Below are 24,813 nucleotides of genomic sequence, written 5' to 3'. Positions count from 1 at the left end.
GTGACGACTGCGCTCCAGCCGCCCGCCCGCGGCCTCGCCCCGCTGTACCTCGCCGGCTTCACCACGGCCTTCGGCGCCCACGGTGTCGCGAGCGTGCTCGGCGCCGAGACCGACGACCTCGGGCTGTCGCTCGTCACCCTCGGCGCCGTGCTCGCCCTCTACGACGTCGCCGAGGTCGTGCTCAAGCCGCTCTTCGGCGCGCTCAGCGACCGCATCGGCCCCAAGCCCGTGATCGTCGGCGGCCTGGCAGGCTTCGCGGTCGCCTCGCTGCTCGCGGTCGCCGTCCCCTCGGTCCTGGTCCTCGCGCTGGCTCGGCTCGGCCAGGGGGCCGCCGCGTCGGCGTTCTCCCCCGCGTCGTCCGCCGCGGTCGCACGGCTGGCCGGACGCCAGCGGCTCGGCCGGTACTTCGGCCGCTACGGCGCGTGGAAGAGCCTCGGCTACGTGCTCGGCCCGGTGCTCGGCATCGTGCTCGTCGAGGGCATCGGCCTGCGCGCGCTGTACGTGGCGCTGACGGTCCTGGCGGTCGTCGCAGCCGCGTGGGTCGCGGTCGCGATGCCGGTCCTGCCCGTGCACGCGCGGCGACGCACGACGCTCGCCGACCTGGTCCGGCAGACCACGGACCGGTCGTTCCTCGTCCCGACGCTCCTGCTCGCGACGACGACCGGCGTGCTCGGGGTCGTGGTCGGGTTCCTCCCGCTCGTGGCGGTCCGGCTCGACCTGCCCGCCCTCGTCGGCGCGGTCGCCATCGCCGTGGTCGCCCTCGTCTCCACCGTGCTGCAACCGCTCACCGGGCGGCTGCGCGACCAGGGTCGCCTCCACATCCGAGCCGGGTGTACGGGTGGACTGCTGCTCGCTGCCGCCGGACTCGCGGTCCTCGCAGCCCTGCCCGGCCCGATCACGCTGTTCGTCGCGGCCGCGGCGGTCGGCGGCATGCTCGGCACGGTCACGCCGCTCGCGTTCGCGCACCTGGCCGCGTCCACCCCCGACGACCGGATGGGCCGGACGATGGGCAACGCGGAACTCGGGCGTGAGGTCGGCGACGCCGGTGGGCCGCTGCTCGTCGGCGCCGTGGCGACGGCGTGGGGCCTGCCCGCGGCCATCGCCGTCGCGGCGGTCGCGACCGCCGCGGTGGGTGCCACGGGTTGGCGGGCGCTGCGCTCGGACGCCGCCGGTGCCCCGGTCACCACGGGGACCGACGCCGACGTGGCAGGGCCGTCGACCGGCTCCTGACGTGACACGGGTCCGGACGGGAGGCACGGTGCCGGCCCGCCACGCGCCTCCCGTCCGTCCCGGTCGGACCGGGCACCGTCGGCGTCAGGACGCGACGGGACCGAACCAGAGCAGGACCGGGGCCAGGACGAGCAGGACCGCGCAGAGGGCGGGGACCGCGGATCCGCGGCCGTCTGCGCGTGCTCCGCGGGCGCGCTCGGCGAGCGCGAGGGCCACCCAGGTGGCCCCGTAGGGCGCGATGGCGAGCAGCACCACCAGCGGGTACAGGAACAGGCTGCCCTGCGAGTCGGTCAGCAGCACCGGGAGCCAGAGCACGGCCCAGAGGACGGCGAAGCTCAGCGCGGACCCCACGAGGAGCGCCAGCGCCACACCGATGCGGGTGTCCGTGGAGGGCGAGGGACCGGCGACCGGGTGCACGTCCCGAGGCTACTGCCGATGCGACGAGCGCGGTGGTCCGATCTCGGTCGCGCCGTTCGCCAGCGCCGAGTCGAGGGGAGATCAGCTATCGTGCACCCATGACTGCCGAAGTGTGGATCGCCATCGGGGGCACGGCGCTGTTCGTCGTCTACTGGATCGGGCAGTTCTTCGCGTGGTTCTCGAGCAAGCACGGCCGAGGGGTCACCGACGGGTCGGCGCCGACGATGCAGGGCAGCCAGACGGCTCCGCCGGACCTCGGCGGTCACGGCGGGGGCCACGCGGGCTGATCGCGCCGCCGGCGCTGACGAGCGGGACGACGCCGCCGACCTGTCCGGAGCCCTCCCGTGGGATGCTCTGGTCGTGCACTACCGGCTGATGAACGAGTACGGCGTGGGCTGGCCCCTGTGGGACGACGACGGGCCGTGTCCCGAGGGAACACCGGCGCTCTCGCCTCGGCTCGCGGCGGAGGTCCGTGACTGGGCCCGGAACTTCGACGAGCACTACGACGTCGAGTCGGGTTGGCCGACGGAGTCGTCCGCCCGGTCCCACGAGCGTCGGGGGCGCCGGCTGGTCCTGCTCGTCGACCGCGAACTCGCGCAGCTGGACGACGTCGTCCTCGAGTACTGGGAGACGAACCACCGCCGGGGCCTGTAGCGGCGGTCTGGTCGTCCAGGTCGGGCCGGGGCCCGGGCGCTGCGGGGCCTACGCTCAGTGCATGCAGGAGACCAACGCGGACCGGTGGTTCGGCGTCCGGTGTGTGTTCCGCCACGGCGAGGGCACCTACGAGGAGCGGATCGTGACGGTCCTCGCGCCGAGCGCCGAAGCGGCCATCGAGAAGGCCGAAGAGTACGCGGAGATGCTGGGTGCGCCGTACCTCGGGCTCGCGCAGTCCTACGAGATCGCCGATGATCCCGGTGACGGCGCCGAGGTGTTCTCACTGATGCGCGACTCGGAGCTCGATGACGAGGCCTACCTCGACACCTTCTTCGACACCGGCGGCGAGCGGCAGCAGGACGTGGAGACACCTCCGTCCCCGAAGGGCCGACCCGACGGGCCGCCGACCGACGAGCCCGGCCCGGTCGACGAGCCGGGTCCCGTTGACGAGCCGGGTCCCGTTGACGAGCCGAGCGCAGGCGAGCCGGCCTCCGTCGCGCCGGACGCCGAGTCGGTCCGTGATGCGACGATCGCGACCTGGACGATCAACCACTTCTCGCGGAGCAACCCCGCGGGCACGGGGCAGGGCGACGTCGCGGCGCTGTTGCGCCGGGTGGCGCAGAGCATCGACGACCTGGGCGACGTGTCGGTCCAGGACCTGACCTTCGCGAGCAGCGTGACCGCCGGCGAGGACGACCTCACGGTGACCGTCTACTACCACCCCGAACCACGACGGCGCTGACGTCCCCGTACCGGGTCGTCGTGCGTGGCAGCGATCGCGTCGAGGAACTGCAGGGCATCAGCGGACTCCGACCCGGCCGGTGCGGAGTACAGGACGAGGGTCTGGTCCTGTTCGGCGAGGTGCAGGTCGTCGCAGTCGACCGTGATCGCGCCGACCGTCGGGTGGGTGAACGTCTTCGTCAGCACCGAGACCGGCTGGACGTCCCGCCGTTCCCAGAGGCGCGCGAAGTGCTCGCTGCCCTGCCGGAGTTCGTCGACGAGCGCCGCGATGACCGGGTCCTCCGGGTACCTGGCCGAGGCGGACCGCAGCTCGACGACGACCTGTCGGCGGAACGCGGCCGCGTCGGAGATGCTCATCCAGTCGGCGGGCGTCGGGGTCGTCACGACGATCCTCGCCACACCGCCCGCAGAACGCGATCGCGGGTTGACCGACGCAGTGCTCCACGGCCTGTTCGCGCAGATCCTGACGGACGAGCCCGTCACGGCGCAGTCCGGCCCCCTCGCCGCGGCCGTGGCGTTCCGAGCCGTGACGAGCGAGCTCGGACAACTGAGCGGCGGCGAACGCGTCCTCCTCGAGGAGTGGCTCGACCGGGTCATCTCCCGTGCCGGCGCAGGGTGACGGGCCGGTCGTCGCGACGGATCCCGCGGCGGAGCGTGTCAGCGCCCGATACTGGAGTCATGGCATCACCGCTCGTCCTCGACGTCGACCACTCCGGCCTCACCGTGGCCGATCTCGACGATGCGTTGGTGCTGTGGTGCTCCGGTCTCGGGTTCACGCTCGATCGCACCCTCACACTCGACGTGGACCTCACGGCGGCGCGTTCACCGTCACCCCCCGCTGCCCACGTGCACCAGCACTGACCGCGTGTTCCCGACCGGGGTGATCGGGGCTGATCCGGTGCAGATCCGCAGCCGGTCTTGCCGCGACGCTGCGGAGTACCGCACCATGGAAGCCCTCGTCCGACCCGATCGCTCGGAGGACCGATGCTCACCACCACCGCCTCCCCACGTCATCGGCTGCTGTTGCAGGCCACGGCGACGCTGGCGTTGCTGCTGCTGGTCGGCTTCACGGTCCTGATGCACACGACGGCCGGACACACCGCCGGCCACGAGCACCCGATGGCTGCTCCCGCGACCACCGCGGAGCACGGCCACATCGAGCCCGCCAGCCACGCCGACCACGTGGCCCCGGTCGCCGCGGTGATGACCGTCCTCACCGAAGCGGGCTGTGACGGCGGCCCGTGCGCGCTCGTGTGCTCGCTGATGGGGATGGCGTGCGCGCTGACGATCGTGCTGTTCGCATGGGCGCTGCTGCGCGCACGGACCGGCGGCATCCTCGCCCTGCTCGCGCGGCTGCTCGCGCTGACCGACCGGCTACCGCGCCGCACCGCGGCACCGAGACCGCCGTCACTGACGGCGTTGCAGATCATCCGCATCTGATCCGCCCCCTGCGGGACCCACCCCCGGAGGGTGGCTCCCGCATGCCCGGATCCGGGAGGCATCCGCCTGCCCGGAACACCTCACGCATCCACGGGAACGGAAGATCATGCACACCACCACCACGCGTACCCTCGCGATCGCTGCCGCACTGACCCTCGGCCTCACCCTCGCCGGCTGCTCCACGAGCACCAACGGCTCCGACATCGGCTCGGCGTCGGCGTCGGCGTCGGCGTCCTCGGCCCACAACGACCAGGACGTGGTGTTCGCGCAGATGATGCTGCCCCACCACGAGCAGGCCGTCGAGATGAGCGAAGTACTCCTCGCCAAGGGCTCTGGCGTCGACCCCGACGTCGCTGACCTCGCGGAGCAGATCACGTCCGAGCAGTCCCCGGAGATCCACCAGCTCACCACCTGGCTGCAGAATTGGGGTGGACCGACCGGGTCGGAGCACGCCGGGACGGGCCACTCGATGACGGGGATGATGTCCGACGCCGACCTGGAGGACCTCGACCAGGCGTCCGCGGAGGATGCCGGGAAGCTCTACCTCGAGCAGATGATCCAACACCACGAGGGTGCCATCGGCATGGCAGAGACCGAGATCGACGAAGGCGAGAACGATGACGCGGTGGCGCTCGCGAAGTCGATCGTGCAGAGCCAGAGCGAGCAGATCACCCGGATGCAGGACGTGCTCGCGTCGATGTGAACCGACCTGGGACGCGGCGTCGTTCCTGCACCGCCGCGTCCCACGACCGCTCCCCTACCGCTTCAGGTTCGTCAGCTCCTGCAGCACCTCGTCCGAGGTCGTGATGATGCGCGCGTTCGCCTGGAAGCCACGCTGCGCCACGATCAGGTTCGTGAACTCCTGCGACAGGTCCACGTTCGACATCTCGAGCGTGCCGGACGCCAGCGATCCCACGCCGGCGGATCCGGGCACGCCCACGTTCGCGTTGCCGGAGTTCGCGGTGGCGCGGTAGCCCGACGCCCCGGTCTTCTCGAGACCCGCCGGGTTCGCGAAGGTCGCCAGCGCGATGCGGCCGATCGCCAGCGAGGACCCGTTCGAGAACGAGCCGACGACGGTGCCGTCCTTCGAGATCGAGTAGCCCTGCAGGGAGCCCGCCTCGTGGCCGTTCTGCGACGAGATCGACGCCGTGTTGAGCGACGCGAAGCCGGACAGCTGCGTCATGTCGACCGCGATGCCGCCGACCTGCAGCGTCTGACCGCTGGTGATCTTGCCGTCGGCGCCGAAGGTGATCGTGCCGGTGGCCGAGGTCCCCTGGCCGTTCGAGGCGGCGACCGACCAGCCGGCGGCGGTGCGCGTGTACCCGAGGGACAGGGTGTGCTTCGTGCCGTACTGGTCGTAGACGGTGGCGTCGCGGTTGAGCGTCTCGCCGACCGCGGTGTCGGACGGCAGGTTGCCGGAGACCGTCGCCGAGCTCGTCGCCGTCGCCGGGGCGGCCGCGTCGATCGGCAGCGTGATGTCGCTGAGGCCGCCGCCGTCGTTCACGACGCCGTTGGTCGCCGAGTAGCCCTGCACGATCTTGCCGTCGGCGGTGACGAGGCGCCCGTTCGCGTCGAAGTCGAACGCGCCGGCGCGCGAGTAGACGGTGTCGTTGCCGAGCCGGGTCACGAAGAACCCGTCGCCGGAGATCATCAGGTCGGTGGCCTTGCCGGTGGCCTGCGCGGAGCCCTGGGCGAAGTTGGTGGAGACGCCTGCGACCTGCACGCCGAGGCCGATCTGCGCGGGGTTCGTCCCGCCGATGCCGGTCTGCGGTCCCCCGGCGCCCTGGGTCATCTGCGACAGGGTGTCCTGGAAGACGGTGGTCGACGACTTGAAGCCGACGGTGTTGACGTTGGCGATGTTGTTGCCGGTGACGTCGAGCATCTGCTGGTGCGAACGGAGACCGGAGATGCCGGAGTAGAGCGAGCGGAGCATGGTGCGACCTTTCGGTGGAGGAGGTCAGGAGGAGGGAGGGAGGAGTGGAGCGGCTCAGGCGGCCTTGATACCGGAGATCACGTCGAGGTCGACCTCCTTCCCGTTCACGGTCACGGTCGGCACGCTGTTCGCGTACGACACGGCGGTGGCGGTGCCCGAGACCGCGGTCCCGGTGCTCGCGTCGGTGTAGCTGACCTGCTTGCCGACGAGGTTCGCGGCGGCGATGCGCATCTGCAGCGAGAAGTTCTCGTTCGCCGTCGTGGTCTGGTTGGTGATCTGCTCCATCGTCGCGAGCTGCGTCTGCTGGCTGATCATCTGGTTGGTGTCCATCGGCGAGGACGGGTCCTGGTTCCGGAGTTGCGTCACGAGCAGCTTCATGAACACCTCGGAGTCCATCGTCTGGGACTTCTTCGCGCTGGCGGTCTGCGCGAGCGCCGCGGCCTGCGTCGCTGCGTCCACCGAGCCGGTGATGCCGTCGAGGGGCATGGTGTGGTCTCCTTCGTGTCCGCGTCAGGCGAGGACGTCGAGTCCGACGGATCGGACGGTGGTGGGTCGGGCCGTGAGCGGCGCGGTCGGGGTGGGGCGGGCCTCCGGATCGGAACCCGGTCGCAGCACCGCCGGAGCCGGTCGGTCGTCGCGACCCGGCTGCGCGCCCGGGTGGTTCTGCGACGACAGGTCGAGGGTCGTCGTGACCCCGCTGCCGGCCGCGTCACGACGGAGGTCCGGCAGGACCTGCCGTACGGCGTCGCGTCCGGCGTCCGAGGCGGCGAACAGCTCGACGTGCATCCCGTGGGCGGTGACGTGCGCGCGGACCGTGACCGGCCCGAGTGCGTCGGGCGTGACCTGGACGGTGACGACGTGGTCGCCGGGGCCGGCCTGGGCGAGCGTGAACAGCGGTCGGGCGAGCTGCTGCGCGAGGGGCGTGGGAGCGTTCGCCGTCGTCGCGCCGGAGGCAGCGCCGGCGCCGGCGGCGGACGCCGTCACCGGCACGGCGGACGCGGTCTCGCCACCTCGCACGGTGGACCCGGCCTGGAGGCTCACAGCACCCTGGTCCCCCGTCCGTCGGTCCGACTCGTGGCCGGTCCGGGGACCCGTGGCCGGGCCGGTCTGCACGACGGACGCGTCGGCGGTCGACGCGCTCGGTGTGACCGCTACCGGGTCGGACACCCGACCTGCGGTCGAGCCGGGCGCCGCCGCACCGGCGGCGGCCACGGCGGAGGCGGTCGTGCTGGCAGCGGGGGTGGCGCTCGTCGCGTCCGCTCGGGCGGTCCCGGCCATCGCGAGTACGGCCGGGGCCGTGACGACCGGCGTCCCGCGGGACGGCGTGCCCGACGTCGTGACCTCGATCGCCGCTCGCACGGTGCCGGCGGTGGTGCCGGCAGCGCCCGTGACCGACGGGTCTGTCCCGGCCGCCGGTGCCCCCGCAGTCGTGGCGGTGCGCAGATCGGCCGTCGTCGGGGTCGTGGTGCTGGTCGGTGTCGCGGGGCTCGGCGGTGTCGTGGTGCTCGTCGGGGACGTGGCGGCCGTCGGTGTCGTCGGAGCACCTGTGGACGCGGACGCGGTCAGGGGTGCGGTGGCGGCGGTGCTCGGGCTGGCGACCGCGAGCGCGACCTGCTCGACTGCGGTCGGGGCGCCACCGGGCACTGCCGCGGCGGGCACGACCGCGGCGGACACGGCGAGGGCGCCGAGGAGCGCCGGGTCGACCACGACCGGCGGGGTGCCGGTGTCCGGAGCGCTGTCCGAGGCGCTGTCGGCCGCACCGGGCGCCGCCGGTCGCGCCGCCGTCGTGCGCCCCGTCGCGGCCCCGGGGGCTCCACCGGCCCCGGAGGCTCCGCCGGCCGCGGTCTGCGCACCGGTACCGGGGGCAGGCGTGCTCCCGGCAGCGGCGAGGGCAGCGCCGAAGGGCAGCGCGGACGCCGAGGCATGTGCGGCGCCTCCGCCGGTCGTGCCGGATGCCGTCCCGGGGGTCGTCGGAGCAGCGGGTGCCAGGGTCACGGGACTCATGCCGCGTTCCCCCGCATCGCGGACAGGAGCGCCGCCGTCTGCAGGTCGGTGACCGACTGCGCAGCACCCGCTGCCGGGACGGACCGGGTCGCCGCCGGAGCCGCGGCCTCGCTCGGCACGATGCGGCGGATCGTCGCGATGTCCGAGTCCTTGTACCAGTTGTCCACGATCCGGACGTCCTTCCCGGGCCGCGGTGCGTGCAGCACCTTGCCGTCGCCGACGTAGATCACGATGTGCTGCTCCCCCTTGGGGACGATGAGGTCGCCCGGCTTCGCGTCCTTGAGCGACCCGACGGGCACCCCCATGTCCGCCTGGTCGGGCACGACGCGCGGCATCGTCACGCCGAGGTCCTTGAACACCGTCTGCACGAGCCCGGAGCAGTCCATCCCGGACCGGGTCGTCCCGCCGAAGACGTAGGGCACGCCGAGGTACTTCTTCGCGTCCTCGACGACGTCGGACCCGGTGGCGCCGCTGCCGGTCGCCAGGGTCCCGCGGCCGGCGTCGACCGACGTCGCCGGGGTGCGCGTCGCCGTGTCGGTCGCGGCCGTGCCCGTCGCGGTACCGGTCGTCGCCGCACCGGTCGCGGTGCCGGTCGCGGTCGCGAGGGCGTCGGCGAACGCGCCGCTCGTGGCCTCGGCGGACGATCCGACCGCGGCCGCGGTCGCGGTGCCACCGCGGAGGGCGTCGATCTGGGTGCGGATCTCGGCGATCCGGGAGAGCACGGCGTCCACGCTCATCGGGCACCACCTTCCGTGCGGCGGCGTGCCGCGATCTCGTCGAGGGCGTGCTGCTCGGCGCGCAGGTCGGCGGCGGCCTGCTCGCGGTCGTGGTGGCCCTCGAGCTTCTCGAGCCCGAGGGCGGCCCGGCGGGCGGCGGCGTACGCGGCCTGCGCGCCGTCGGCCTCGGCGCGGCGGGTCCGTGCGACGGCGTCGAGCTCCTCGAGCATCCCGCGCGTGGATGCTCGCGCGGCGGCGAGGGCGCTCAGGGTCGCGGCGTCGGTGACGGGCTGCGTCTGCTCGCGGTCCGCCAGGTTCCGCCGGGCGGCGATGCGGGCGTCCGCGGCGTCGCGGAGTCGCTCGTTCGCGGCGGCCAAGGCGGCGGCGGCGCGGTCCTGCTCGGCGTGCCGCAGGCGCAGCAGTCCGGCGAGGGGGAAGCGTCTGGCCATCAGGCGGACACCCCCAGCCGGGCGACGAGGGCGTCGAGGGCACGCCAGGAGGTCCCGGCATCGGCCCGCTCGTCCATGCCCTGCCGGAGGAAGGCGTCGATCGCGTCCTGGTGGGTGACCGCGGCGTCGACGAGCGGGTTCGTCCCCGGCTGGTACGCGCCGACGTCGAGCAGGTCCTGCGCGTTCCGGCGCGCCGCCATGACCTTCCGGAGCGCCGTCGCCGCGGCACGCTGCCACGGCTCGGTGACCTTCGACGCGACGCGGGACACCGACCCGAGCGCGTCGACGGACGGGAAGTGCCCGGTCACGGCGAGCCTGCGATCGAGCACGACGTGCCCGTCGAGGATGCTCCGCGCACTGTCCGCGATCGGCTCGTTGTGGTCGTCGCCGTCCACGAGCACGGTGTACAGCCCCGTGATGCTGCCGACCCGGTCGGTCCCGGCGCGCTCGAGCAGCCCGGCGAGCACCGAGAACGTCGACGGCGGGTAGCCCCTGGTCGCGGGCGGTTCGCCCACGGAGAGGCCGATCTCGCGCTGCGCCATGGCGACGCGGGTGAGGGAGTCCATCATGAGCACGACGTCCTGCCCGGCGTCACGGAACGACTCGGCGATGCGGGTGGCGACGAACGCGGCGCGCAGGCGCATCAGGGCCGGCTCGTCCGACGTGGACACGACGACGATCGAGCGGGCGAGCCCCTCCGGGCCGAGGTCGTCCTCCAGGAACTCGCGGACCTCGCGGCCGCGCTCCCCCACCAGGGCGATGACGTTCACCGCGGCGTCGCTGCCGCGGGCGATCATCGACAGCAGCGAGGACTTCCCGACGCCGGAGCCCGCGAACAGGCCCATGCGCTGCCCGCGGCCGACGGTCGTCAGGGTGTCGAGCACGCGGACGCCCAGCTGCATCGGCGCGTCGATGCGCGTGCGGGCCATGGCGTTCGGCGTGGCGTGGTCGATCGGCACCCAGGCGTCGGTGTCGAGCGGACCGCGGTCGTCGATCGGCCGCCCGAGCCCGTCGAGCACGCGCCCGAACAGCCCGGCGCCGGTCGGCACGAGGACCGGTCGACCGGTCGGGCGCACGGGTGTGCCGGCGGTCACGCCGACGAGACGCCCGAGCGGCATGCAGCGCACACCGGTCGAGTCGGTGGCGACGACCTCGACCGGAGCCTGCGGACCGTCCTCGGCACCGACGGTCAGCACGTCGCCGATCCGGGCGTCGACGCCGGCGACGGTCAGCCCGAGGCCCACCGCGCTCGTCACGACACCGACGCGCTGCGGTGCGGCGAGGGCGATCGCCTCGTCGAGGCCGCGGGGACGGAGGGGCGTCGTGGTCACCGGGACGCCTCCTGCGGGTCGGTCGACCGGCCGGGCGCGTTCCGGCCGAGCGCGGTCCGCGCGCGGTCGAGTGCGGCACCGAGGCGCGCGTCGAGCAGCCCGTCGGGCAGGTCGACGACCGCGTCGCCGTCGTGCAGCGCCGCGTCGGCGACGACGGGGACGGGCAGCGCCAGGTCGGCGACGCGGGCGGCGTCACCGGGGCTGAGCCGGACGGCCACCGGGACCGTGGCGTCGACCGAGGCGAGCGCCCGCCGGACGGTGGCCTCCGCGCCGGGGGTGGGTGGTGCCTCCAGGCCGTGACCCGTGACCGCGGGTGCGTCCTGGCGACCCGACCGCACCACGTGCCCGACGACGGCCTCGGCGAGGTCGAGGGCGGCGTCGACCAGGGACTCCTCGGCGTCGTGCAGGACCGGTGCGACCTGGGAGAGCATCGCCGCCGTGGCGGCGTCGAGGACCTGGACGCGGCGGACCGTCTCGGTGTGCAACGCGGCGAGACGCGCCTCGTGCTCGGCCTCGAGCCGGGCGTGCAGCGCGGCGGTCTCGGCCTGCGCGGCGCGGAGCCCCGCGGCGTACCCGGCGGCGTGCCCGCGCACGTCGGCCGCCGCCGCGCGGTCGCGGGCAGTCGCGCTCCCGAGCACCGGGAACGCGACGCGCTGGACGGTGGCGTCAGTCAACGAGCTCGTCCTCCTCGGCGCGGTGGACGGTGATGGTGCCCTCGGCCTCCAGCTCGCGCACCGAGCGGACCACCTCGGCCCGTGCCTCCTCGACCTGCGAGACGCGGACCGGGCCCATGGCCTGCAGCTCGTCGTCCAGCAGCTGGCGGTTGCGCTCGGAGACGTTCGCGCGGATGGTCTCGACGACCGGGGCCGGTGCGCCCTTCATGGCGGTCGCGAGGAGCTTCGAGTCGATGCCGCGCAGGACCTGCTGGATGTCGCGGGACTCGAGCTTGACGATGTCCTCGAAGGTGAGCATGCGCGAGCGGATGTCCTCGGCGAGCTCCGGGTCGCGCGCCTCGAGACCGTCGAGCACGGCCTTCTCGGTGGCGACGTCCGACCGGTTGATGATCTCGACCAGGGGTGCGATGCCGCCGACGACCTCGACGCTCTCGCGCGGGGACACCACGGCACCGGCGCGCTGGCGGAGGACCCCGGCGACGATCCCGACGGCCTCCGGGGTCGCGGTGCCCATGGTGGCGAAGGCCTGGGCGACGTCGGTGCGGACGCGATCATCGACCCCGGCGAGCACCGCGCTCGCCTGCCCGGGGTTCAGGTGCGCGAGCACGAGCGCGATGGTCTGCGGCAGCTCGCCCTCGAGCAGGCTGACGACCTGCCCGGGCTCGGCGTCGTCGAGGAACTCGAACGACTGCCCGGCGAGGTTCGACGCCAGGCGGTCCATCACACCCGCTGCGCGCTCGGAGCCGAACGACGCCTCGAGGAGCCCCAGTGCGGCGTCCTTGCCGCCGCGCTTCTGCACGCGCCCGCGCTGGGTGATGCGGTGGAACTCGCTCATCGTGCGGTCCACGACGCTGTCGTCGACGCGGCGCATCCGCACGATCTCGGCGCTGATCTCCTCGGCCTCGAGCTCGGTGAACTGCTTCATCACCTCGGCGGCGCGCTCGGTCTCCATCTGCATGAGGATGAGCGCGACCTTCTGCGCGCCGGTCAGGGTGCGCTCGGCAGCGCCACCGCCGGCGGGCACCGGGACGAGGGCGCTCACACCGGCGTCCGGTCGTCGAGGAGTCCGCGGAGCAGGTCGGCGGTGCGCTTCGGGTCACGCTCGGCGAGTGCCGAGATCTCCTGGCGGCGCCGTTCGGCGCTGATCTCGTCCGTCGTCAGCACCTCGGTCGGGGCGTCGTCGTGCGGCAGGGTCGGCAGCGCGACGGTCTCCGGCTCGGCGGCCGGGATCGCCAGGTCGTCCGTGCCGAGTGGCAGCTCGAACGTCTCGCCGGCGAAGACGTCGAGCTCGCCGACGTCGACGGCCTCGCGCGACTGGCGGCGGGCGCGGCGGGCGAGGACGATCGCGAGCACGATCGCGGCGGCGAGGACGGCGACGACGATCCCGGCGGTGCGGATGGCCGACCACATGGCCTGCTGCTGCTCGGTCTGCTGCTGCTCCTCGAGGGCCTTCGCGGCGTCCTTCGCGGCGGAGTCGTCGAAGTCCATCATCGCGACCCGGACCTGGTCACCGCGGGTGTTGTCGGCACCGGCTGCGGCGGACACCAGGTCGTTGATGCTCTGCAGGTTGGCGTTCTGCACCGAGTCCGCGCGGGAGTTCAGGGCGACCGAGATCGTCTGCCGCTGGACGCCCCCGGCAGGGATCTGCGTCGTCTCGGTGGTCTTGTCGACGGCGTTGTTCTTCGTCGCCGACTCGTTCTTGTAGCCGCCGTCGCCGGCAGCCGTGCCGTTCGCGGTCGTGCCGCCGGCCGTGCCGTTCGGGACCGCGATGTTGTCCGGGCCGAGCACGCCGGTCGCACCGGCACCCGCGCCGGAGCCGGAGCCGTACTCCTCGGTGGAGCTCGACTCGTTCAGGGCGACCGGACCGCTCGTCGGCTGCGCGAAGCTCTCCGAGGTCCGGGTGCCGGACTCCTGGTTCATCGTCGCCGAGACGACGACGCTGGCGTTGCCCGGGCCGAGCGTCGTGTCGAGCAGGTCCTGGATCTTCTTCTGGGTGGTCGCGTCGTAGTCGGCCGCCTGGTCCGCGCCGCTGCCGGTCGCGCCGGTCCCGACCGCGGACAGCGTCTGGCCCTTCTGGTCGACGACGGAGACGTCGGTCGGCTGCATGCCCTCGACCGCGGCGCTCGTCAGGTGCACGATCGACTGCACCTGGTCGGTGGTGAGCTGCGCGCCGTTCTCGGTCGCGACGAACACCGACGCCGTCGGGTCCTTCTCCTCGGAGACGAACACGGTCTTCTCCGGGATGGCCAGCTGCACGGTCGCGGCCTTCACGCCGTCCATCGACGAGATCGTCTTCGCGAGCTCGCCCTCGATCGCGCGCTTGTAGGTGACGTCCTGCTGGAACTCGGAGCTCGTCACGCCCATCTTGTCGAGCAGCGAGTAACCGCCCTCGTTCGACGACGGCAGGTTGTTCGACGCCGCCTTGAGCCGCTCCGAGTACACCTTGTCCTGCGGCACGAGGATCGTCGCACCGCCGTCGGTCAGCTGGTAGGGGACCCCGTCCGTCGTCAGCTGGTCGGTGATCGAGCTCGCGTCCGCCGCCGCCAGCCCGGTGAAGAGCGGCGCGTAGGACGCCTTGCCGAGCCAGCTCGCCAGCGCGATGCCGCCGAGCACGAGCGCGGCGACACCGATCAGCGCGATCGTGCGCTGTGCGGCCGAGAAGCCCTTCACGTAGGCGACGATGCGCCCCCACGTGTTCTGCACCGCGGCGGGCATCAGGCCTGCATCCGCATGATCTCGTTGAACGCGTCGACGCCCTTGTTGCGGACGGCGGCGACGAGCTCGAGGGTGACCTGGGCGCGGGTGGACGCAATGGTGGCGTCGTGGATGTCGTCGAGGTTGCCCGTGACGGCCTTGAGTGCCAGGGTCTTCGAGGTGCTCTGCAGCTGCTGCAGGCCGTCGACCGCGTTGCCGAGGCTCGCGGCGAAGCCGTCACCGGTCGCCTGCACCGCGCCGGCGCCGGCTCCCGCCGCACCGCCGAGCGCGCCGGCACCGGTCGCGGCGTCCGTGGCTCCGGCGAACGCGCGGGTCATGGCGTTGGTGGTCACACCGTGCAGGGCGTCGATGGGCATCAGTTCTTCCCGATCTGCAGTGCCGCCTCGTAGGCGGTCTTGGCACGGTCGACCACGGCGGCATTCGCCTGGTAGCCGCGCTGGGCCATGATGAGGTCCGCCATCTGCGTACCGAGGTCGATGTCCGGCATGCGGACGTAGCCCTCCGCGTTCGCGAGCGGGTTGTCCGGGTCGTACGTGACGCGGCCGGCGGCACTGCCGAACGCCGCACCCTTCACGTAGGCGCCGGACGTGCCGGCACCCTCCTGCACCTCGACGTACCGGGCCTGGAACGCCGAGTCGTCCATCGACCGCACGGTGTTGACGTTCGCGATGTTGTCGGAGATCGCGTCGAGCCACTTCCGGTGCACGGTCATGCCGGTGCTCGCGATGCCGATCGCGTCGAAGGTCGTCACGAGTTCGTCCGCATCGCTGCACGGAGCGCCGTCGCCTCGCCGCCGACCGCCTGGGTGGCGAACTGGTAGCGCAGGACCGTGTCGATGTTCGACAGGGTCTCCTGGTCGAGGTTGACGTTGTTGCCGTTCTCGTTCGTCGGCTCGAGGCTGCGCGCGGTCGTCGCGGTCGCATGCCCGTCACCGTGCACGATCGACTGCGCGAGGGCGTCCTCGAAGCGCACCTTCTCGGCGTGGTAGTTCGGCGTGTTGATGTTCGCGATGTTGTTCGCGATGGTGCGCTGCCGCAGCGACAGCCCGTCGAGCGCGCTCTGCAGCGCGACGCTCGTCACGGAATCGAACACGGGTGGCCCGTCCCCTCGGTGTGCGACGTCGTGCGACGTCGCCGATTGGCGGTGGCCGATCCGTGGCCGAACGAGTGAGCGATCCGTGCTCGCGGGGCGCTGTCGGCGGGTGCGTCCGGGGCGTTAGGGCTCGCCCCGAACGGGGGCGGGGCTCGGTGCGCGGCGTGCGCGTGGGGTCTCCGACATCCCACCCGTCGATCGATCGGGGCGATGTCGATCCATGCACGTGCTTCACATGCGGCCACACGGTGCGACGAAGCACGCCTCGATCGACCGGTGCGATGTCGCGGATCGGTGTCAGGCGGAGGCGTCGAGGTACACGGAGCCGCGCGGCTCGTCCGTCGCGGCGACCTGGCGGAGCGCACCGAGGTGCTCCAGGGTCTGCCGCCGCTCCGTCTCGAGCTCCTCGAGCCGGTCGCGCTGCGCGGCCAACAGCCGGGAGGCGCGACCCACCAGTGCGCGCGGCACCGGCCCGAGCGTGGTCGGCTCGGCCCACGGGGCGGCGTCCGGTGTCTCGGCTACGGTCGGCGGGGTGGCGGGCACGGTGGCGTCCGCTGCGGACGCCGCGGTCGTCGTCAGCTCGCGCTCGAGTGCGTCGAGCAGCGCCGCCCACTCGCGGTGGCCGACGTCGACGGCGACGTCGTCGGTAGTGATCTCACCCGCATCAAGCGACACCGAGTGCTCCCCCGCTGCCGACCTGCGGCGCCTGCGTCGTCGCGAGCGCTGCGGCCGCCTCGTGCCACGACTGCCGCAGGGGTTCGAGGATCCGGATGCAGTCGCGCGTTGCCTGCACGTCGCGGTGCACGTTCGCCGTGATCAGGGACGTGGACGCGTAGTTGTAGATGGCGAGGAGCCCCTCGCCACCGTCCCACACGTCGATGCGCAGTGTCGACGACAACTCGCCGACGATCGCCTGGGCGTGCAGGAGCTGCTCGCGCGCGGCCTCCCAGTCGGACGTCGTCTGCGCGGCCTCGGCGCGGTGCAGGTCGAGCAGCAGCCGGTCGTAGAGCATCGTGACGAGCTGCGCGGGCGTCGCCGACAGCACGGCCTCGTTCGTGTACTGCGCGCGGCGCTGGTCGGTCACCGTGCGCGGCTGTGCGGCCTGTCGGAAGGCGGCGGACTGCAGGTCGAAGGCGTTCATGGTCGTTCCCGTCACTTCGACGTCGACGCCAGCTGGCTCGAGAGCCACGCCGACTGGGACTGGAGCTTGCTGAGGCTGGTCTCGAGGGCGGAGTACTGCGCCTGCAGCGTCGCCCGTCGTGCGGTGAGCCGGTCCGACCAGTTGTCGATCTGCGTCGTGAGGTCCTTCGCGACCGACTGCTGCCCGGTGATCGAGGTCGTGATCGACCCCGTGTACTTGTCCGACGCGGCCGTCGCCGCGGCGCCGACGTTCGTCGCGACCCCGGACAGCATGGCCTGCGTGCCCTGCGGATCGTCGGCCAGCGCCTTCTGGAAGACTGCGGCATCGAAGCTGAAGGTGCCGTCCTTCTGGATGACGATGCCGATCGACGACGGCGACTTGCCGTTCACCGGCGTCGACATGGTCGTGGTGAGGCGCTGGACCGCGTCCCGGGTCGTGCCGTCGCCGGTCAGGACGCCGGCCTTCGTCGACGTCGTCCCGGTGGTCGGACTCGTGGTGCTCGAGACCGCCGTGTTGGTCGCGTAGTACGAGGTGATTGCGTTGAGCGCGTCGACGAGCCCGGACGCGACGGCCTGGGCCTTCGTGGTGTCCTGCGCGACCGTGACCGTCACCGGGTCCGTCGTGGTCTGGGTCACCGTGACGTCGAGCCCGGGGAGCAGGTCGTCGAAGGTGTTCGTGGCGCTCGTCACCGTCTGCGCGGCGGCGGTCCCGGCCCACAGCGTGACGCTGGCGTCCCTGCCCTGCGTGACGACCGCGGCACCGGGCTGCGCGAAGACGTTCGTCGCCGTGCCCGCCGTCACGTCGTCCGACGTGCCGCGGTAGAGCTCGAAGGACGCCGCTGCGCCGGTCTTCGTCGCGCTGAGCTGCAGGCGGTAGAGCTTCGTGCCGTCGGTGTCCGTGCCGGCGGCGACCTTCGTGGCGGTGACCCCGGCGCCGGCCTTGTTGATCGCGCTCACCGCGTCGTCGAGCGACCCGGAGGCTGGCGTGACGGTGGTCTTCTTCCCGTCGGCCCCGACGAGCGTCAGCGGCTCTGCGGCCGACGCCCAGGTGGACATCGCGGCCGTGACACCGACGTGTGCGGCCGCGGTGGCGCCGACCTGGAAGCTGACCGAGCCGGCGGAGGCCGTGGCGTCTGTCGCGACGGTGACACCGGTGGACGAACTCGTGGCGCCGTACACGTCGAGCGAGGTGGCCTTGGCGGCGTCGCCGGCCTTCGTCGCGAGGGTCTGCACCAGCGAGTTGATCGTCTGCAGCGACGACACGAACGAGTTGGTGTCGGTGAGCTTGTTCTTGAGCAGGGTCTGCGGCACCTGCTCGATGGTCATCAGCGAGTTGATCAGGTCCGAGGTCTTGAGACCGCTGACCAGACCGTCGATCGCGAGACTGTTGCCCGAGACGGACGACGTCGACATCGCGGGGCTCCCTGTCGTCGGGGGTGGTCGTGGGTGTGGTGACGCCGCCGCCCGGAGGACTCGAACTCCTCCGGACGACGGCGTCGGTGGTGCTAGCGGAGGAGCGAGAGCACACCCTGGGTGCTCTGGTTCGCCTGCGCGAGCATCGAGGTGCCGGCCTGGCTCAGGATGTTGTCGCGGGTGTACTTGACCATCTCCTGCGCCATGTCGACATCGGTGATGCGCGAGCTCGCCGCGGTCAGGTTCTCCTTGGCCACGTTCGTCACGTTGATGGCGTGGTCGAAGCGGTTCTGGACCGCACCGATGTTCGAACGAGCGGCGGAGACGTAGGCAATCTCCGTGTCGATCGCCGTGATCGCCTTCTGCGCCCCGTCAGCGGTGCTGAAGTCGAGCTTCTTGGTCGTGCCCGCCGTGGCGTCGTCGTCGACCGTGAGGTTCGCGGCGATGTCCTTGACGCTGGACTTCGACAGGTCGACGACGATCTGGCTCGACGCGTCGCCGTTCGCGCCGACCTGGAAGGTCAGCTGGCCCGTACCCGTGCCGGCATCCGCCGTTGCCTTCGTGGTGGCAGCCTTGCCGTCGAGCAGCTTGATGCCGTTGAAGTTCGTCGAGTCCGCGATGCGACCGAGCTCCTTCTGGAGCTGCCCGACCTCGGTCTTGATAGCTTCACGCGACGTCTCGTTGTTCGAGTCGTTGCCCGCCTGCACGGCCAGGTCACGCATGCGCTGGAGGATCGAGTGGGTCTCGGTGAGGCCACCTTCAGCGGTCTGCACGACGGAGATGCCGTCCTGCGCGTTGCGGGCGGCGACCGTGAGGCCACCGACCTGCGACTTGAGCCCCTCGGAGATCGTCAGGCCCGAAGCGTCGTCGGCAGCACGGTTGATGCGGAGACCCGTCGAGAGCTTCTCGAGGGACTTCGACAGGTCGTTCTGCGTCGCGTTGAGGTTCCGGTACGTGTTGAGTGCCGAGAGGTTGGTGTTGATGGACATACCCATGGTGGTTTCCTCCGTGAATCCTTGGGTGGTGGTGCCTGCCCGTCCATGGGCTGACATCCGTGACTCTCGGCAGGTGCGCCGAGGTCGTTAGGTGTCGGCGAGGAAATCTCCCCGCCGAGGGTCAACTGGCGACGACGGCCGTCGGCGCCGACGCGTCCTGCACGGCCCGGGCGACCCCGGCGGCGGCGTTCGCGGCGACCCGAGCCAGGTACGCACTGCGCCGTGCCGCGGTCGTGCGGGACACGGGCTCGACCGCGGTGCCGTCGCCGTAGTGCTCGGCGAGTCCGTCCCGCAGGAGCCGCATCGCCTCGGACCGCTGCTGCGACACGGCGGAGTGCGTGATCCCGAGCTCGGCGGCGACCTCGGTCACGGACCGGTCGCCGAAGTAGACGTTCTCGACGACGTAGCGCATCCGGTCGGGCAGCGCGGCGACGGCGGCGCGCAGGTACCGGCGCTTCTCGGCCTCGAGCAGGTCCTCGCCCGGCAGCGGCTGGTCGGACGCGATGACGTCGTGCACGGTTTCGTCGAGCGTGCCGACGGTGCGGCCCGCGTCGGACATCGCGTCGGCGGCGGTCTGGCGGTCGACACCCATCGCGTCGGCGATCTCCTGGACGCCGACCGAGCGACCGAGTCGGGCGGAGAGTGCTTCCTGCGTCGCGAGCGTCTCGCGGATGCGCTTCCGGGTGCCGCGCGACGCCCAGTCGGCCGAGCGCATGTCGTCGGCGATCGCGCCGGTGATCCGGGTGCGGGCGTAGGCACCGAAGGGCACGCCGAGCTCCGGGTCGAACGCCTCGGCGGCGGCCACGAGCGCGAGGGACCCCACGGCGGCCAGGTCGTCGCGGTCGAGGTGGGTGGCGCGTGCACGGACGTCCGACACGATGTAGCCGACGAGCGGCAGGTGCTCCACGATCATCGCGTTGCGTGCGTTCCGGTCCATTGGCTTCCCCTGGTCGACGTGCTGACTGACCCGTCCGTGGGCGCGACGGACACCGGCCCTCGGGAGGCCGGTGCGGTCGACGAAGAACCACCCGGTTCCCTCCGGGCGGTGCACCCGCGCCCCTGCGACGCGGTGCCGGGGCGGACCCCTGCGGTGCGTTCCGAATGTATCGGCTGCGAAGTCCCCCGAGCAGGCTGTGAACGTCCCCAGTGCGGGGGGACGCGGGGTTCCGGCGGTCCGCACTTCGGCGGACCCACGGGCCGGAACGACCGTCCTTGTCCCCCGATCTGGGTGACGGTGCGTCCCCCGACGAACGGCGGTCGGGAGGCTCGACCCGCTCCCGCCCCGTCGCTCGCGCCCGTCTCCTGCTCGCGTCCACCGCCGTGGTCCGCTTACGACGGACGGCCCGGCGTCGATAGTCCCCGGTGTCCACCGGAAGGCGGACCGGCGCGACCCGACCGTCGCCGAACCCGACCCCCACCAGCGAGGAGCCATGAGCGTGAACGACCTGTCCGCCGTCCTCTGGCGCGAGCGCGAACTGCTCGAACTGCTCACGTTCAAGCTCGAGGAGGAGCAGCTCCTGCTCGCCGCCGGGCGTTCCCGCTGGGTCTCGCACGCCAGCCGCGAGGTCGAGCAGGTCCTCGAGCGCCTCCGCAGCACCGGACTCGAGCGCGCCGCGTCGAGCGCCGCCGTCGCCGAGGAGTGGGGCGTCGACCCGGACGCTCCCCTGCGCGACGTGGTCGCCGCCGCCCCGAACGGCCCCTGGGGTGAGATCCTCACCGCGCACCTCACGGCGATGGTCGAGCTGACCACGCAGATCGGCGCGCTCCGCGACGAGAACGACCGCTTCCTCCGCACCGCCGCCCAAGCCACCGAGGAGACCCTCGCCGGCTCGGTCGGCGACGCCGCGACCTACGACGCCTCGGGCGGCTCCGGCTCCCGGGCCGACGGCGCTCGCCTGTTCGAGGGGACCCTGTAGCGCCGTGGTCAGCACCTTCGGATCCCTCGCGACCGCCTACTCCGGCGTGACCGCGGCCCGCGCCGGCATCGACGTCACCGGGCAGAACATCGCGAACGCCGGTACCGCCGGGTACACCCGCCAGCGCGTCACGCAGTCCTCGGTGCCCGCCGTGCAGACCGGCTTCGTCCGCGGCACCGCTGCCCTCGCCGGCCAGGGGGTGTCGATCGACGGCATCGCCCGTCTCGGCTCCCTGACGCTCGACGCCGGGCTCCGGACCGCAACCGGCTCCTCGGCGTGGGCGCAGACCCGCGCGACCGGGCTCTCGGCGATCGAGGACGGCCTGCACGAACCCGGGAAGAACGGCCTGTCGGCACAGCTCGACGCCTTCTGGTCCGCCTGGAGCGACCTGGCAGCGCACCCGGACGACGCGGGCGCCGCCTCCTCCGTGATCGCCACGGCGTCCACCGTCGCGGGCACCCTGGCCGCCGGCTCGACGGCCCTCGACACGCAGTGGAGCACCGTCCGGTCGACCGCCGCGACCCAGGTCGACCAGCTCAACGACGCCGCGGCGCAGGTCGCCGACCTGAACGGGCAGATCCGGTCGACGCTCGCCGCCGGCGGCAGCGCGAACGAGCTGCTCGACCACCGCGACCAGCTCACCCAGCAGATCGCCGGGCTCGCGGGCGGCACGGTCCGGACGAACACCGACGGCACCGTCGACGTGCTCCTGGGCGGGAACCCGCTCGTGCAGGGCGACACCGTCCGCACCGTCGCGCTCGAGGGCGGCGCACGTCTCGGCGACGGGCAGGCCGTCACCCTGCGCTGGACCTCGGGCAGCGCCGGCGCGGTGACGCTCGACGGCGGTTCGATCGGCGGTGCGCTGTCGCTCCTCGCCCCGGCCTCGGGTGGCACCGGCGGCGCGATCGCCGAGGCCTCGGCCGCCTACGACCGGGTCGCGACCCGCCTCGCCGAGACCGTGAACACCGAGCACGCGAAGGGCACCACGACCACCGGCGCCACCGGGCAGCCGTTCTTCGCCCTCGCCGCGGGCACGCCGGCGGCGCAGGGGCTGTCGGTCGTCCCGACGGACGGTGACGGACTGGCGACGCGGAACGCGGCGGGGGAACTCGACGACTCGTTCGCCGACGCGCTCTCGCGACTCGGCACCGTCGCCGGGGGTGCGGACAGCACCTGGGCGACGTTCGTGGCGGGGGTGGGCAGTGCCTCCCGGACGGCCGGGTCGGAGGCGACGCTCACCGGACTCGCCCTGACCAGCGCGCGCACGCAGCAGCAGTCGGGCGCCGGCGTGGACCTCGACGAGGAGAACGTGGCCCTGCTGAGCTACCAGCACGCCTACCAGGGCGCGGCACGCGTCCTCACCGCGGTCGACGAGATGCTCGACACGCTCATCAACCGCGTCGGACTCGTCGGGAGGGGCTGACCGTGATCACCCGTGTGACCACCCAGATGTCGATCGCGTCGGCGACGGAGCGGCTGCAGGCGAACGCCGCCCGCGTCGCCGATGCCACGCAGCGTGCCACCACGCTGCAGGCGATCGCGAAGCCGTCGGACGACCCGGTCGGGACCGGCTCGTCGATGCAGGTGCGGAAGGAGCAGGCCGCCGCCGCGCAGTACGCACGGAACGCGGACGACGCCGTCGGCTGGCTCGCGACGACCGACAGCGCCCTGTCCGGCGCCCACTCCGTCCTCACGACGGTGCGGGACCTGACGGTGCAGGCCGCGAACTCCGGCGTGATGGACGACACCGCCCGCGACGCGTTGATCACGCAGTTCCGGGCGCTGAAGGCCGACCTCGAGTCCGCGGCGAACACGACCTACGGCACCCGGTCCGTGTTCGCCGGATCGTCGACATCGCCCGATGCGTACACGTCCGGCTCGGGCTTCGTCTCCTCGACCACCGCGGTGTCCCGACGGGTCGGCGACGCCCAGACCGTGCGCGTGGACACCCCGGGTGCCGCGGCGTTCGGCTCAGGGACGTCGTCGGTCTTCTCGGTGATCGACGGCATCGTCGCCGATCTGCAGAACGGTGTGGACGTGAACCCGAAGCTCAACGACGTCGACACGGCGCTCAGCACCCTCCGCGCGGCGCAGGCCGACGTCGGTGTGCGGCACGCGGCGGCGCTGAGCGCGCAGGACGCCCTGAAGACCTCGTCCGTCGCACTGGAGACCCGCCGAGCCGGCATCGAGGACCTCGACCTCGCCGGTGCGGTCCTCGACCTGCAGGTGCAGCAGACCACCTACCAGGCAGCCCTCGCCGTCACCGCGAAGGTCCTGCAGCCGACCCTGATGGACTACCTCCGATGAGCATCGACCTGACCTTCCCCACGCCTCCGTTCGGGCTCTCGCCGGCGCCCGTGTTCACCCTGGAGCCCGTCGAGGGCGCCGAGGGCCTCTTCGCCCTGCACGGCGACGACGCCCGGCTCTTCCTGCTCGACGCCGCGGTGCACCTGCCCGACTACGCGCCCGAGCTCACCGACGAGCAGGCGGCGACGATCGGCCTGACCGATCCCGCCGACGCGATGCTGCTCGTCGTCGCGAACCCGGGCGCTTCCGGCACGACGGTGAACCTGCTCGCCCCGGTCGTCGTGCACGCGCGGACGGCCGTCGGCGCACAGTTCATCCTCGAGGACCAGGACCTGCCGCTGCGCGCGGAGCTCGCGCGGCGGTAGGGCGCGGGGCGCGGGACGCTCTCGCGTTGGCGGGGCCAGGTCGTTGCCGCTGTCGTGCGTCCCGTGCGCTGACGTACGACACGTGCGCTGTCGTACGACAGCGGATTCGTCGCACTTCTCGCGCGGCGGCACCGATCAGCGAGCGACACGACAGGCCCGCTGTCGTACGACAACGGTTCCGTCGCGCCGCTTGCCGCCTCCACTCCTGCACAGCCGGGAAGCACGACTCACCGTCCACAGATCGGTTCACCCGCGCCGCGCGCGCCGGTCGACGGCACGACCCTGGTGGACATGCACGAACGAGTCCTCGCCGTCCCGCTGATCCGCACCAGCTGCTTCCCCTCCGCCGAGCGCCGTGCGCTCCAACGTCGTGCACTGCGCGGCGAGCTCCGGTCGGTCCGCCCCGGCGTCCTCGTCGAACCCGCATCGACGGTCCACCTCCTCCCGGAGGAACAGCACCTGTTGCTGGTGCGTGCCACAGCGCACCGAATCCGTCCCCCGAGACTGCTGGCCCACCGCAGCGCCGCACTTGCGTACGGACTTCCCCTCGTCGGTGCGCCGCCGGACCGGGTGGAGCTCCGGGATCCACGGCGCTCTCGCGCGGAGGCCACCGCCCACCAGCGGGTCCGACCGGTGGTCGTCCACGCACCGCGCACCCGGTGGGACGGCACACCGCCCTACGAGCCCTCGACGTTCGCGGGCATCGCCGTCGAGCCGCTCGTCGACGTCCTGGTGGACGTCGCCGCAACCGAACCGCTCGTGACCGCGCTCCCGTTCATCGACGCGGCGTTGCACGACCGTCGAGTGCTCCCGGCGATGCTGGCGGAGGCAGCCGAAACCGTCTCCACTGCCCACGACAAGGCTGCGACGGCGCTCCGGATGGGGTCTGCGCTGTCGGACTCCCCCGGCGGAGTCGGTGTGCCGCGTGCGCTTCGTGCAGCTCGGGGCGCCGGTCCCCGTGCAGCAGCACGTGTTCGCGCGGTCGAGCGAACGAACCGCGGTCGTCGACTTCTGGTTCCCCGACCAGGGCGTCGTGGTCGAGGTCGACGGGCGGGGGAAGTACGGCGAGGGTTCGGAGGCCGCCGCGGCGCACTGGCAGGAGAAGCAGCGCGAGGACTTCCTCCGGTCCTTCCCCGAGGTCCGCACGGTCGTCCGGGTCGTCTGGTCCGACCTGATGGCGCCCGAGCGGCTCCGTGCGAAGCTCCTACGGGCGGGTGTGCCGTGCCGGTGACGCCGGCGGCCCGCACGGAGGCCGAGCCACCGCGCGAGGCCGAACCACCG

33 protein-coding genes are annotated in these 24,813 nt (G+C 72.7%); 13 read left to right on the top strand and 20 right to left on the bottom strand.

What is annotated here, in order from left to right:
- On the top strand, positions 1-1,230 hold the full coding sequence (locus LCG91_RS07530) for an MFS transporter (protein WP_224443004.1): 1,230 nt from the start codon (positions 1-3) through the stop codon (positions 1,228-1,230).
- Positions 1,231-1,314: 84 nt separating this feature from the next.
- Here the strand turns inward: LCG91_RS07530 and LCG91_RS07525 are convergent, their stop codons facing one another.
- The gene (locus tag LCG91_RS07525; RefSeq protein WP_224443003.1) at positions 1,315-1,647 is read right to left on the bottom strand and encodes a hypothetical protein; all 333 of its coding nucleotides are present in this window, start codon (positions 1,645-1,647) and stop codon (positions 1,315-1,317) included.
- Between the two features lie 98 nt (positions 1,648-1,745).
- Between LCG91_RS07525 and LCG91_RS07520 the strand changes: the two genes are divergently transcribed.
- The 3 genes from LCG91_RS07520 (at position 1,746) to LCG91_RS07510 (ending at position 3,043) form a co-directional block, all read left to right on the top strand.
- Positions 1,746-1,934 (top strand): hypothetical protein, encoded by a 189-nt coding sequence (locus tag LCG91_RS07520; RefSeq protein WP_224443002.1) that lies wholly within the window; start codon positions 1,746-1,748, stop codon positions 1,932-1,934.
- A gap of 73 nt (positions 1,935-2,007) precedes the next feature.
- Positions 2,008-2,301 (top strand): hypothetical protein, encoded by a 294-nt coding sequence (locus LCG91_RS07515; protein WP_058729553.1) that lies wholly within the window; start codon positions 2,008-2,010, stop codon positions 2,299-2,301.
- 61 nt (positions 2,302-2,362) lie between these two features.
- Complete coding sequence (locus tag LCG91_RS07510) at positions 2,363-3,043, top strand: hypothetical protein (RefSeq protein ID WP_224443001.1); 681 nt, start codon at positions 2,363-2,365, stop codon at positions 3,041-3,043.
- On the opposite strand, the gene LCG91_RS07505 is transcribed toward LCG91_RS07510, so the two are convergent.
- A complete protein-coding gene (locus tag LCG91_RS07505) occupies positions 3,016-3,441 on the bottom strand; it encodes a hypothetical protein (RefSeq protein ID WP_263480182.1) in 426 nt (141 codons plus the stop codon). The genes LCG91_RS07510 and LCG91_RS07505 overlap by 28 nt on opposite strands.
- 25 nt (positions 3,442-3,466) lie before the next feature.
- Between LCG91_RS07505 and LCG91_RS07500 the strand changes: the two genes are divergently transcribed.
- From LCG91_RS07500 to LCG91_RS07485, 4 genes are all read left to right on the top strand, one after another.
- A complete protein-coding gene (locus tag LCG91_RS07500; RefSeq protein ID WP_224442999.1) occupies positions 3,467-3,661 on the top strand; it encodes a hypothetical protein in 195 nt (64 codons plus the stop codon).
- 59 nt (positions 3,662-3,720) lie between these two features.
- Positions 3,721-3,903, top strand: coding sequence for a hypothetical protein (locus LCG91_RS07495; protein ID WP_224442998.1), 183 nt, complete (start codon positions 3,721-3,723; stop codon positions 3,901-3,903).
- Positions 3,904-4,026: 123 nt separating this feature from the next.
- Positions 4,027-4,482, top strand: a complete 456-nt coding sequence (locus tag LCG91_RS07490) for a hypothetical protein (RefSeq protein WP_224442997.1) — start codon at positions 4,027-4,029, stop codon at positions 4,480-4,482.
- 106 nt (positions 4,483-4,588) lie between these two features.
- Complete coding sequence (locus LCG91_RS07485) at positions 4,589-5,185, top strand: DUF305 domain-containing protein (RefSeq protein ID WP_224442996.1); 597 nt, start codon at positions 4,589-4,591, stop codon at positions 5,183-5,185.
- Between the two features lie 54 nt (positions 5,186-5,239).
- Here the strand turns inward: LCG91_RS07485 and LCG91_RS07480 are convergent, their stop codons facing one another.
- The 17 genes from LCG91_RS07480 to LCG91_RS07400 all read right to left on the bottom strand — a co-directional run bounded on the left by LCG91_RS07480 (position 5,240) and on the right by LCG91_RS07400 (position 19,881).
- Positions 5,240-6,415 (bottom strand): flagellar hook protein FlgE, encoded by a 1,176-nt coding sequence (locus LCG91_RS07480; RefSeq protein ID WP_224442995.1) that lies wholly within the window; start codon positions 6,413-6,415, stop codon positions 5,240-5,242.
- A gap of 54 nt (positions 6,416-6,469) precedes the next feature.
- Complete coding sequence (locus LCG91_RS07475) at positions 6,470-6,901, bottom strand: flagellar hook assembly protein FlgD (protein ID WP_058729550.1); 432 nt, start codon at positions 6,899-6,901, stop codon at positions 6,470-6,472.
- 24 nt (positions 6,902-6,925) lie between these two features.
- Positions 6,926-8,419 (bottom strand): flagellar hook-length control protein FliK, encoded by a 1,494-nt coding sequence (locus LCG91_RS07470; protein WP_224442994.1) that lies wholly within the window; start codon positions 8,417-8,419, stop codon positions 6,926-6,928.
- The gene (locus LCG91_RS07465; RefSeq protein ID WP_224442993.1) at positions 8,416-9,156 is read right to left on the bottom strand and encodes a C40 family peptidase; all 741 of its coding nucleotides are present in this window, start codon (positions 9,154-9,156) and stop codon (positions 8,416-8,418) included. The genes LCG91_RS07470 and LCG91_RS07465 overlap by 4 nt, the downstream gene beginning before the upstream one ends.
- A complete protein-coding gene (locus LCG91_RS07460; protein WP_058750377.1) occupies positions 9,153-9,584 on the bottom strand; it encodes a hypothetical protein in 432 nt (143 codons plus the stop codon). Before LCG91_RS07460 ends, LCG91_RS07465 begins: the two co-directional genes overlap by 4 nt.
- Positions 9,584-10,915: a FliI/YscN family ATPase gene (locus tag LCG91_RS07455; RefSeq protein ID WP_224442992.1), complete on the bottom strand. Its 1,332-nt coding sequence runs from the start codon at positions 10,913-10,915 to the stop codon at positions 9,584-9,586. The genes LCG91_RS07460 and LCG91_RS07455 overlap by 1 nt, the downstream gene beginning before the upstream one ends.
- Complete coding sequence (locus tag LCG91_RS07450) at positions 10,912-11,589, bottom strand: hypothetical protein (protein ID WP_224442991.1); 678 nt, start codon at positions 11,587-11,589, stop codon at positions 10,912-10,914. The genes LCG91_RS07455 and LCG91_RS07450 overlap by 4 nt, the downstream gene beginning before the upstream one ends.
- The gene (gene fliG, locus LCG91_RS07445; RefSeq protein ID WP_082687684.1) at positions 11,582-12,631 is read right to left on the bottom strand and encodes a flagellar motor switch protein FliG; all 1,050 of its coding nucleotides are present in this window, start codon (positions 12,629-12,631) and stop codon (positions 11,582-11,584) included. The genes LCG91_RS07450 and fliG overlap by 8 nt, the downstream gene beginning before the upstream one ends.
- Positions 12,628-14,304, bottom strand: a complete 1,677-nt coding sequence (gene fliF / locus LCG91_RS07440) for a flagellar basal-body MS-ring/collar protein FliF (RefSeq protein WP_058750380.1) — start codon at positions 14,302-14,304, stop codon at positions 12,628-12,630. Before fliF ends, fliG begins: the two co-directional genes overlap by 4 nt.
- Positions 14,304-14,660: a flagellar hook-basal body complex protein FliE gene (gene fliE, locus LCG91_RS07435; protein ID WP_224442990.1), complete on the bottom strand. Its 357-nt coding sequence runs from the start codon at positions 14,658-14,660 to the stop codon at positions 14,304-14,306. The genes fliF and fliE overlap by 1 nt, the downstream gene beginning before the upstream one ends.
- A complete protein-coding gene (locus LCG91_RS07430; RefSeq protein ID WP_224442989.1) occupies positions 14,660-15,055 on the bottom strand; it encodes a flagellar basal body rod protein FlgC in 396 nt (131 codons plus the stop codon). The genes fliE and LCG91_RS07430 overlap by 1 nt, the downstream gene beginning before the upstream one ends.
- Positions 15,052-15,396, bottom strand: coding sequence for a flagellar basal body rod protein FlgB (locus tag LCG91_RS07425; RefSeq protein WP_058728372.1), 345 nt, complete (start codon positions 15,394-15,396; stop codon positions 15,052-15,054). Before LCG91_RS07425 ends, LCG91_RS07430 begins: the two co-directional genes overlap by 4 nt.
- A 297-nt stretch (positions 15,397-15,693) precedes the next feature.
- Entirely contained in the window at positions 15,694-16,071 is a 378-nt protein-coding gene (locus LCG91_RS07420; protein WP_224442988.1) for a hypothetical protein, read from the bottom strand.
- Positions 16,061-16,537, bottom strand: a complete 477-nt coding sequence (fliS, locus tag LCG91_RS07415; RefSeq protein ID WP_224442987.1) for a flagellar export chaperone FliS — start codon at positions 16,535-16,537, stop codon at positions 16,061-16,063. The genes LCG91_RS07420 and fliS overlap by 11 nt, the downstream gene beginning before the upstream one ends.
- A gap of 11 nt (positions 16,538-16,548) precedes the next feature.
- Positions 16,549-17,949: a flagellar filament capping protein FliD gene (gene fliD / locus LCG91_RS07410; RefSeq protein WP_224442986.1), complete on the bottom strand. Its 1,401-nt coding sequence runs from the start codon at positions 17,947-17,949 to the stop codon at positions 16,549-16,551.
- A gap of 92 nt (positions 17,950-18,041) precedes the next feature.
- Positions 18,042-18,944: a flagellin gene (locus LCG91_RS07405; protein ID WP_224442985.1), complete on the bottom strand. Its 903-nt coding sequence runs from the start codon at positions 18,942-18,944 to the stop codon at positions 18,042-18,044.
- Between the two features lie 121 nt (positions 18,945-19,065).
- On the bottom strand, positions 19,066-19,881 hold the full coding sequence (locus LCG91_RS07400; protein WP_224442984.1) for a sigma-70 family RNA polymerase sigma factor: 816 nt from the start codon (positions 19,879-19,881) through the stop codon (positions 19,066-19,068).
- 493 nt (positions 19,882-20,374) lie between these two features.
- Here LCG91_RS07400 and LCG91_RS07395 point away from each other — a divergent pair, with 493 nt between their 5' ends.
- The 4 genes from LCG91_RS07395 to fliW are packed head-to-tail and all read left to right on the top strand — an operon-like array spanning position 20,375 to position 23,532.
- Positions 20,375-20,860, top strand: a complete 486-nt coding sequence (locus tag LCG91_RS07395; RefSeq protein WP_058728377.1) for a flagellar protein FlgN — start codon at positions 20,375-20,377, stop codon at positions 20,858-20,860.
- A 4-nt stretch (positions 20,861-20,864) separates the two neighbouring features.
- Positions 20,865-22,283 carry a flagellar hook-associated protein FlgK gene (gene flgK / locus LCG91_RS07390; RefSeq protein WP_224442983.1) on the top strand — a complete coding sequence of 473 codons (1,419 nt, stop codon included), beginning with the start codon at positions 20,865-20,867 and terminating at the stop codon, positions 22,281-22,283.
- A 2-nt stretch (positions 22,284-22,285) separates the two neighbouring features.
- Positions 22,286-23,167, top strand: coding sequence for a flagellin (locus tag LCG91_RS07385; RefSeq protein ID WP_224442982.1), 882 nt, complete (start codon positions 22,286-22,288; stop codon positions 23,165-23,167).
- The gene (gene fliW / locus LCG91_RS07380) at positions 23,164-23,532 is read left to right on the top strand and encodes a flagellar assembly protein FliW (RefSeq protein ID WP_058728380.1); all 369 of its coding nucleotides are present in this window, start codon (positions 23,164-23,166) and stop codon (positions 23,530-23,532) included. The genes LCG91_RS07385 and fliW overlap by 4 nt, the downstream gene beginning before the upstream one ends.
- A gap of 246 nt (positions 23,533-23,778) precedes the next feature.
- On the opposite strand, the gene LCG91_RS07375 is transcribed toward fliW, so the two are convergent.
- Positions 23,779-24,327 (bottom strand): hypothetical protein, encoded by a 549-nt coding sequence (locus LCG91_RS07375; protein ID WP_224442981.1) that lies wholly within the window; start codon positions 24,325-24,327, stop codon positions 23,779-23,781.
- Positions 24,328-24,457: 130 nt separating this feature from the next.
- Between LCG91_RS07375 and LCG91_RS07370 the strand changes: the two genes are divergently transcribed.
- On the top strand, positions 24,458-24,763 hold the full coding sequence (locus tag LCG91_RS07370) for a hypothetical protein (RefSeq protein ID WP_224442980.1): 306 nt from the start codon (positions 24,458-24,460) through the stop codon (positions 24,761-24,763).
- The last annotated feature ends 50 nt before the right edge of the window (positions 24,764-24,813 follow it).

The sequence above is a fragment of the Curtobacterium sp. TXMA1 genome, from assembly GCF_020162095.1.
GTDB lineage: Bacteria > Actinomycetota > Actinomycetes > Actinomycetales > Microbacteriaceae > Curtobacterium.
Note: the sequence above shows the minus strand (reverse complement) of the source record. Positions and strands in the feature narration are given on the sequence as shown.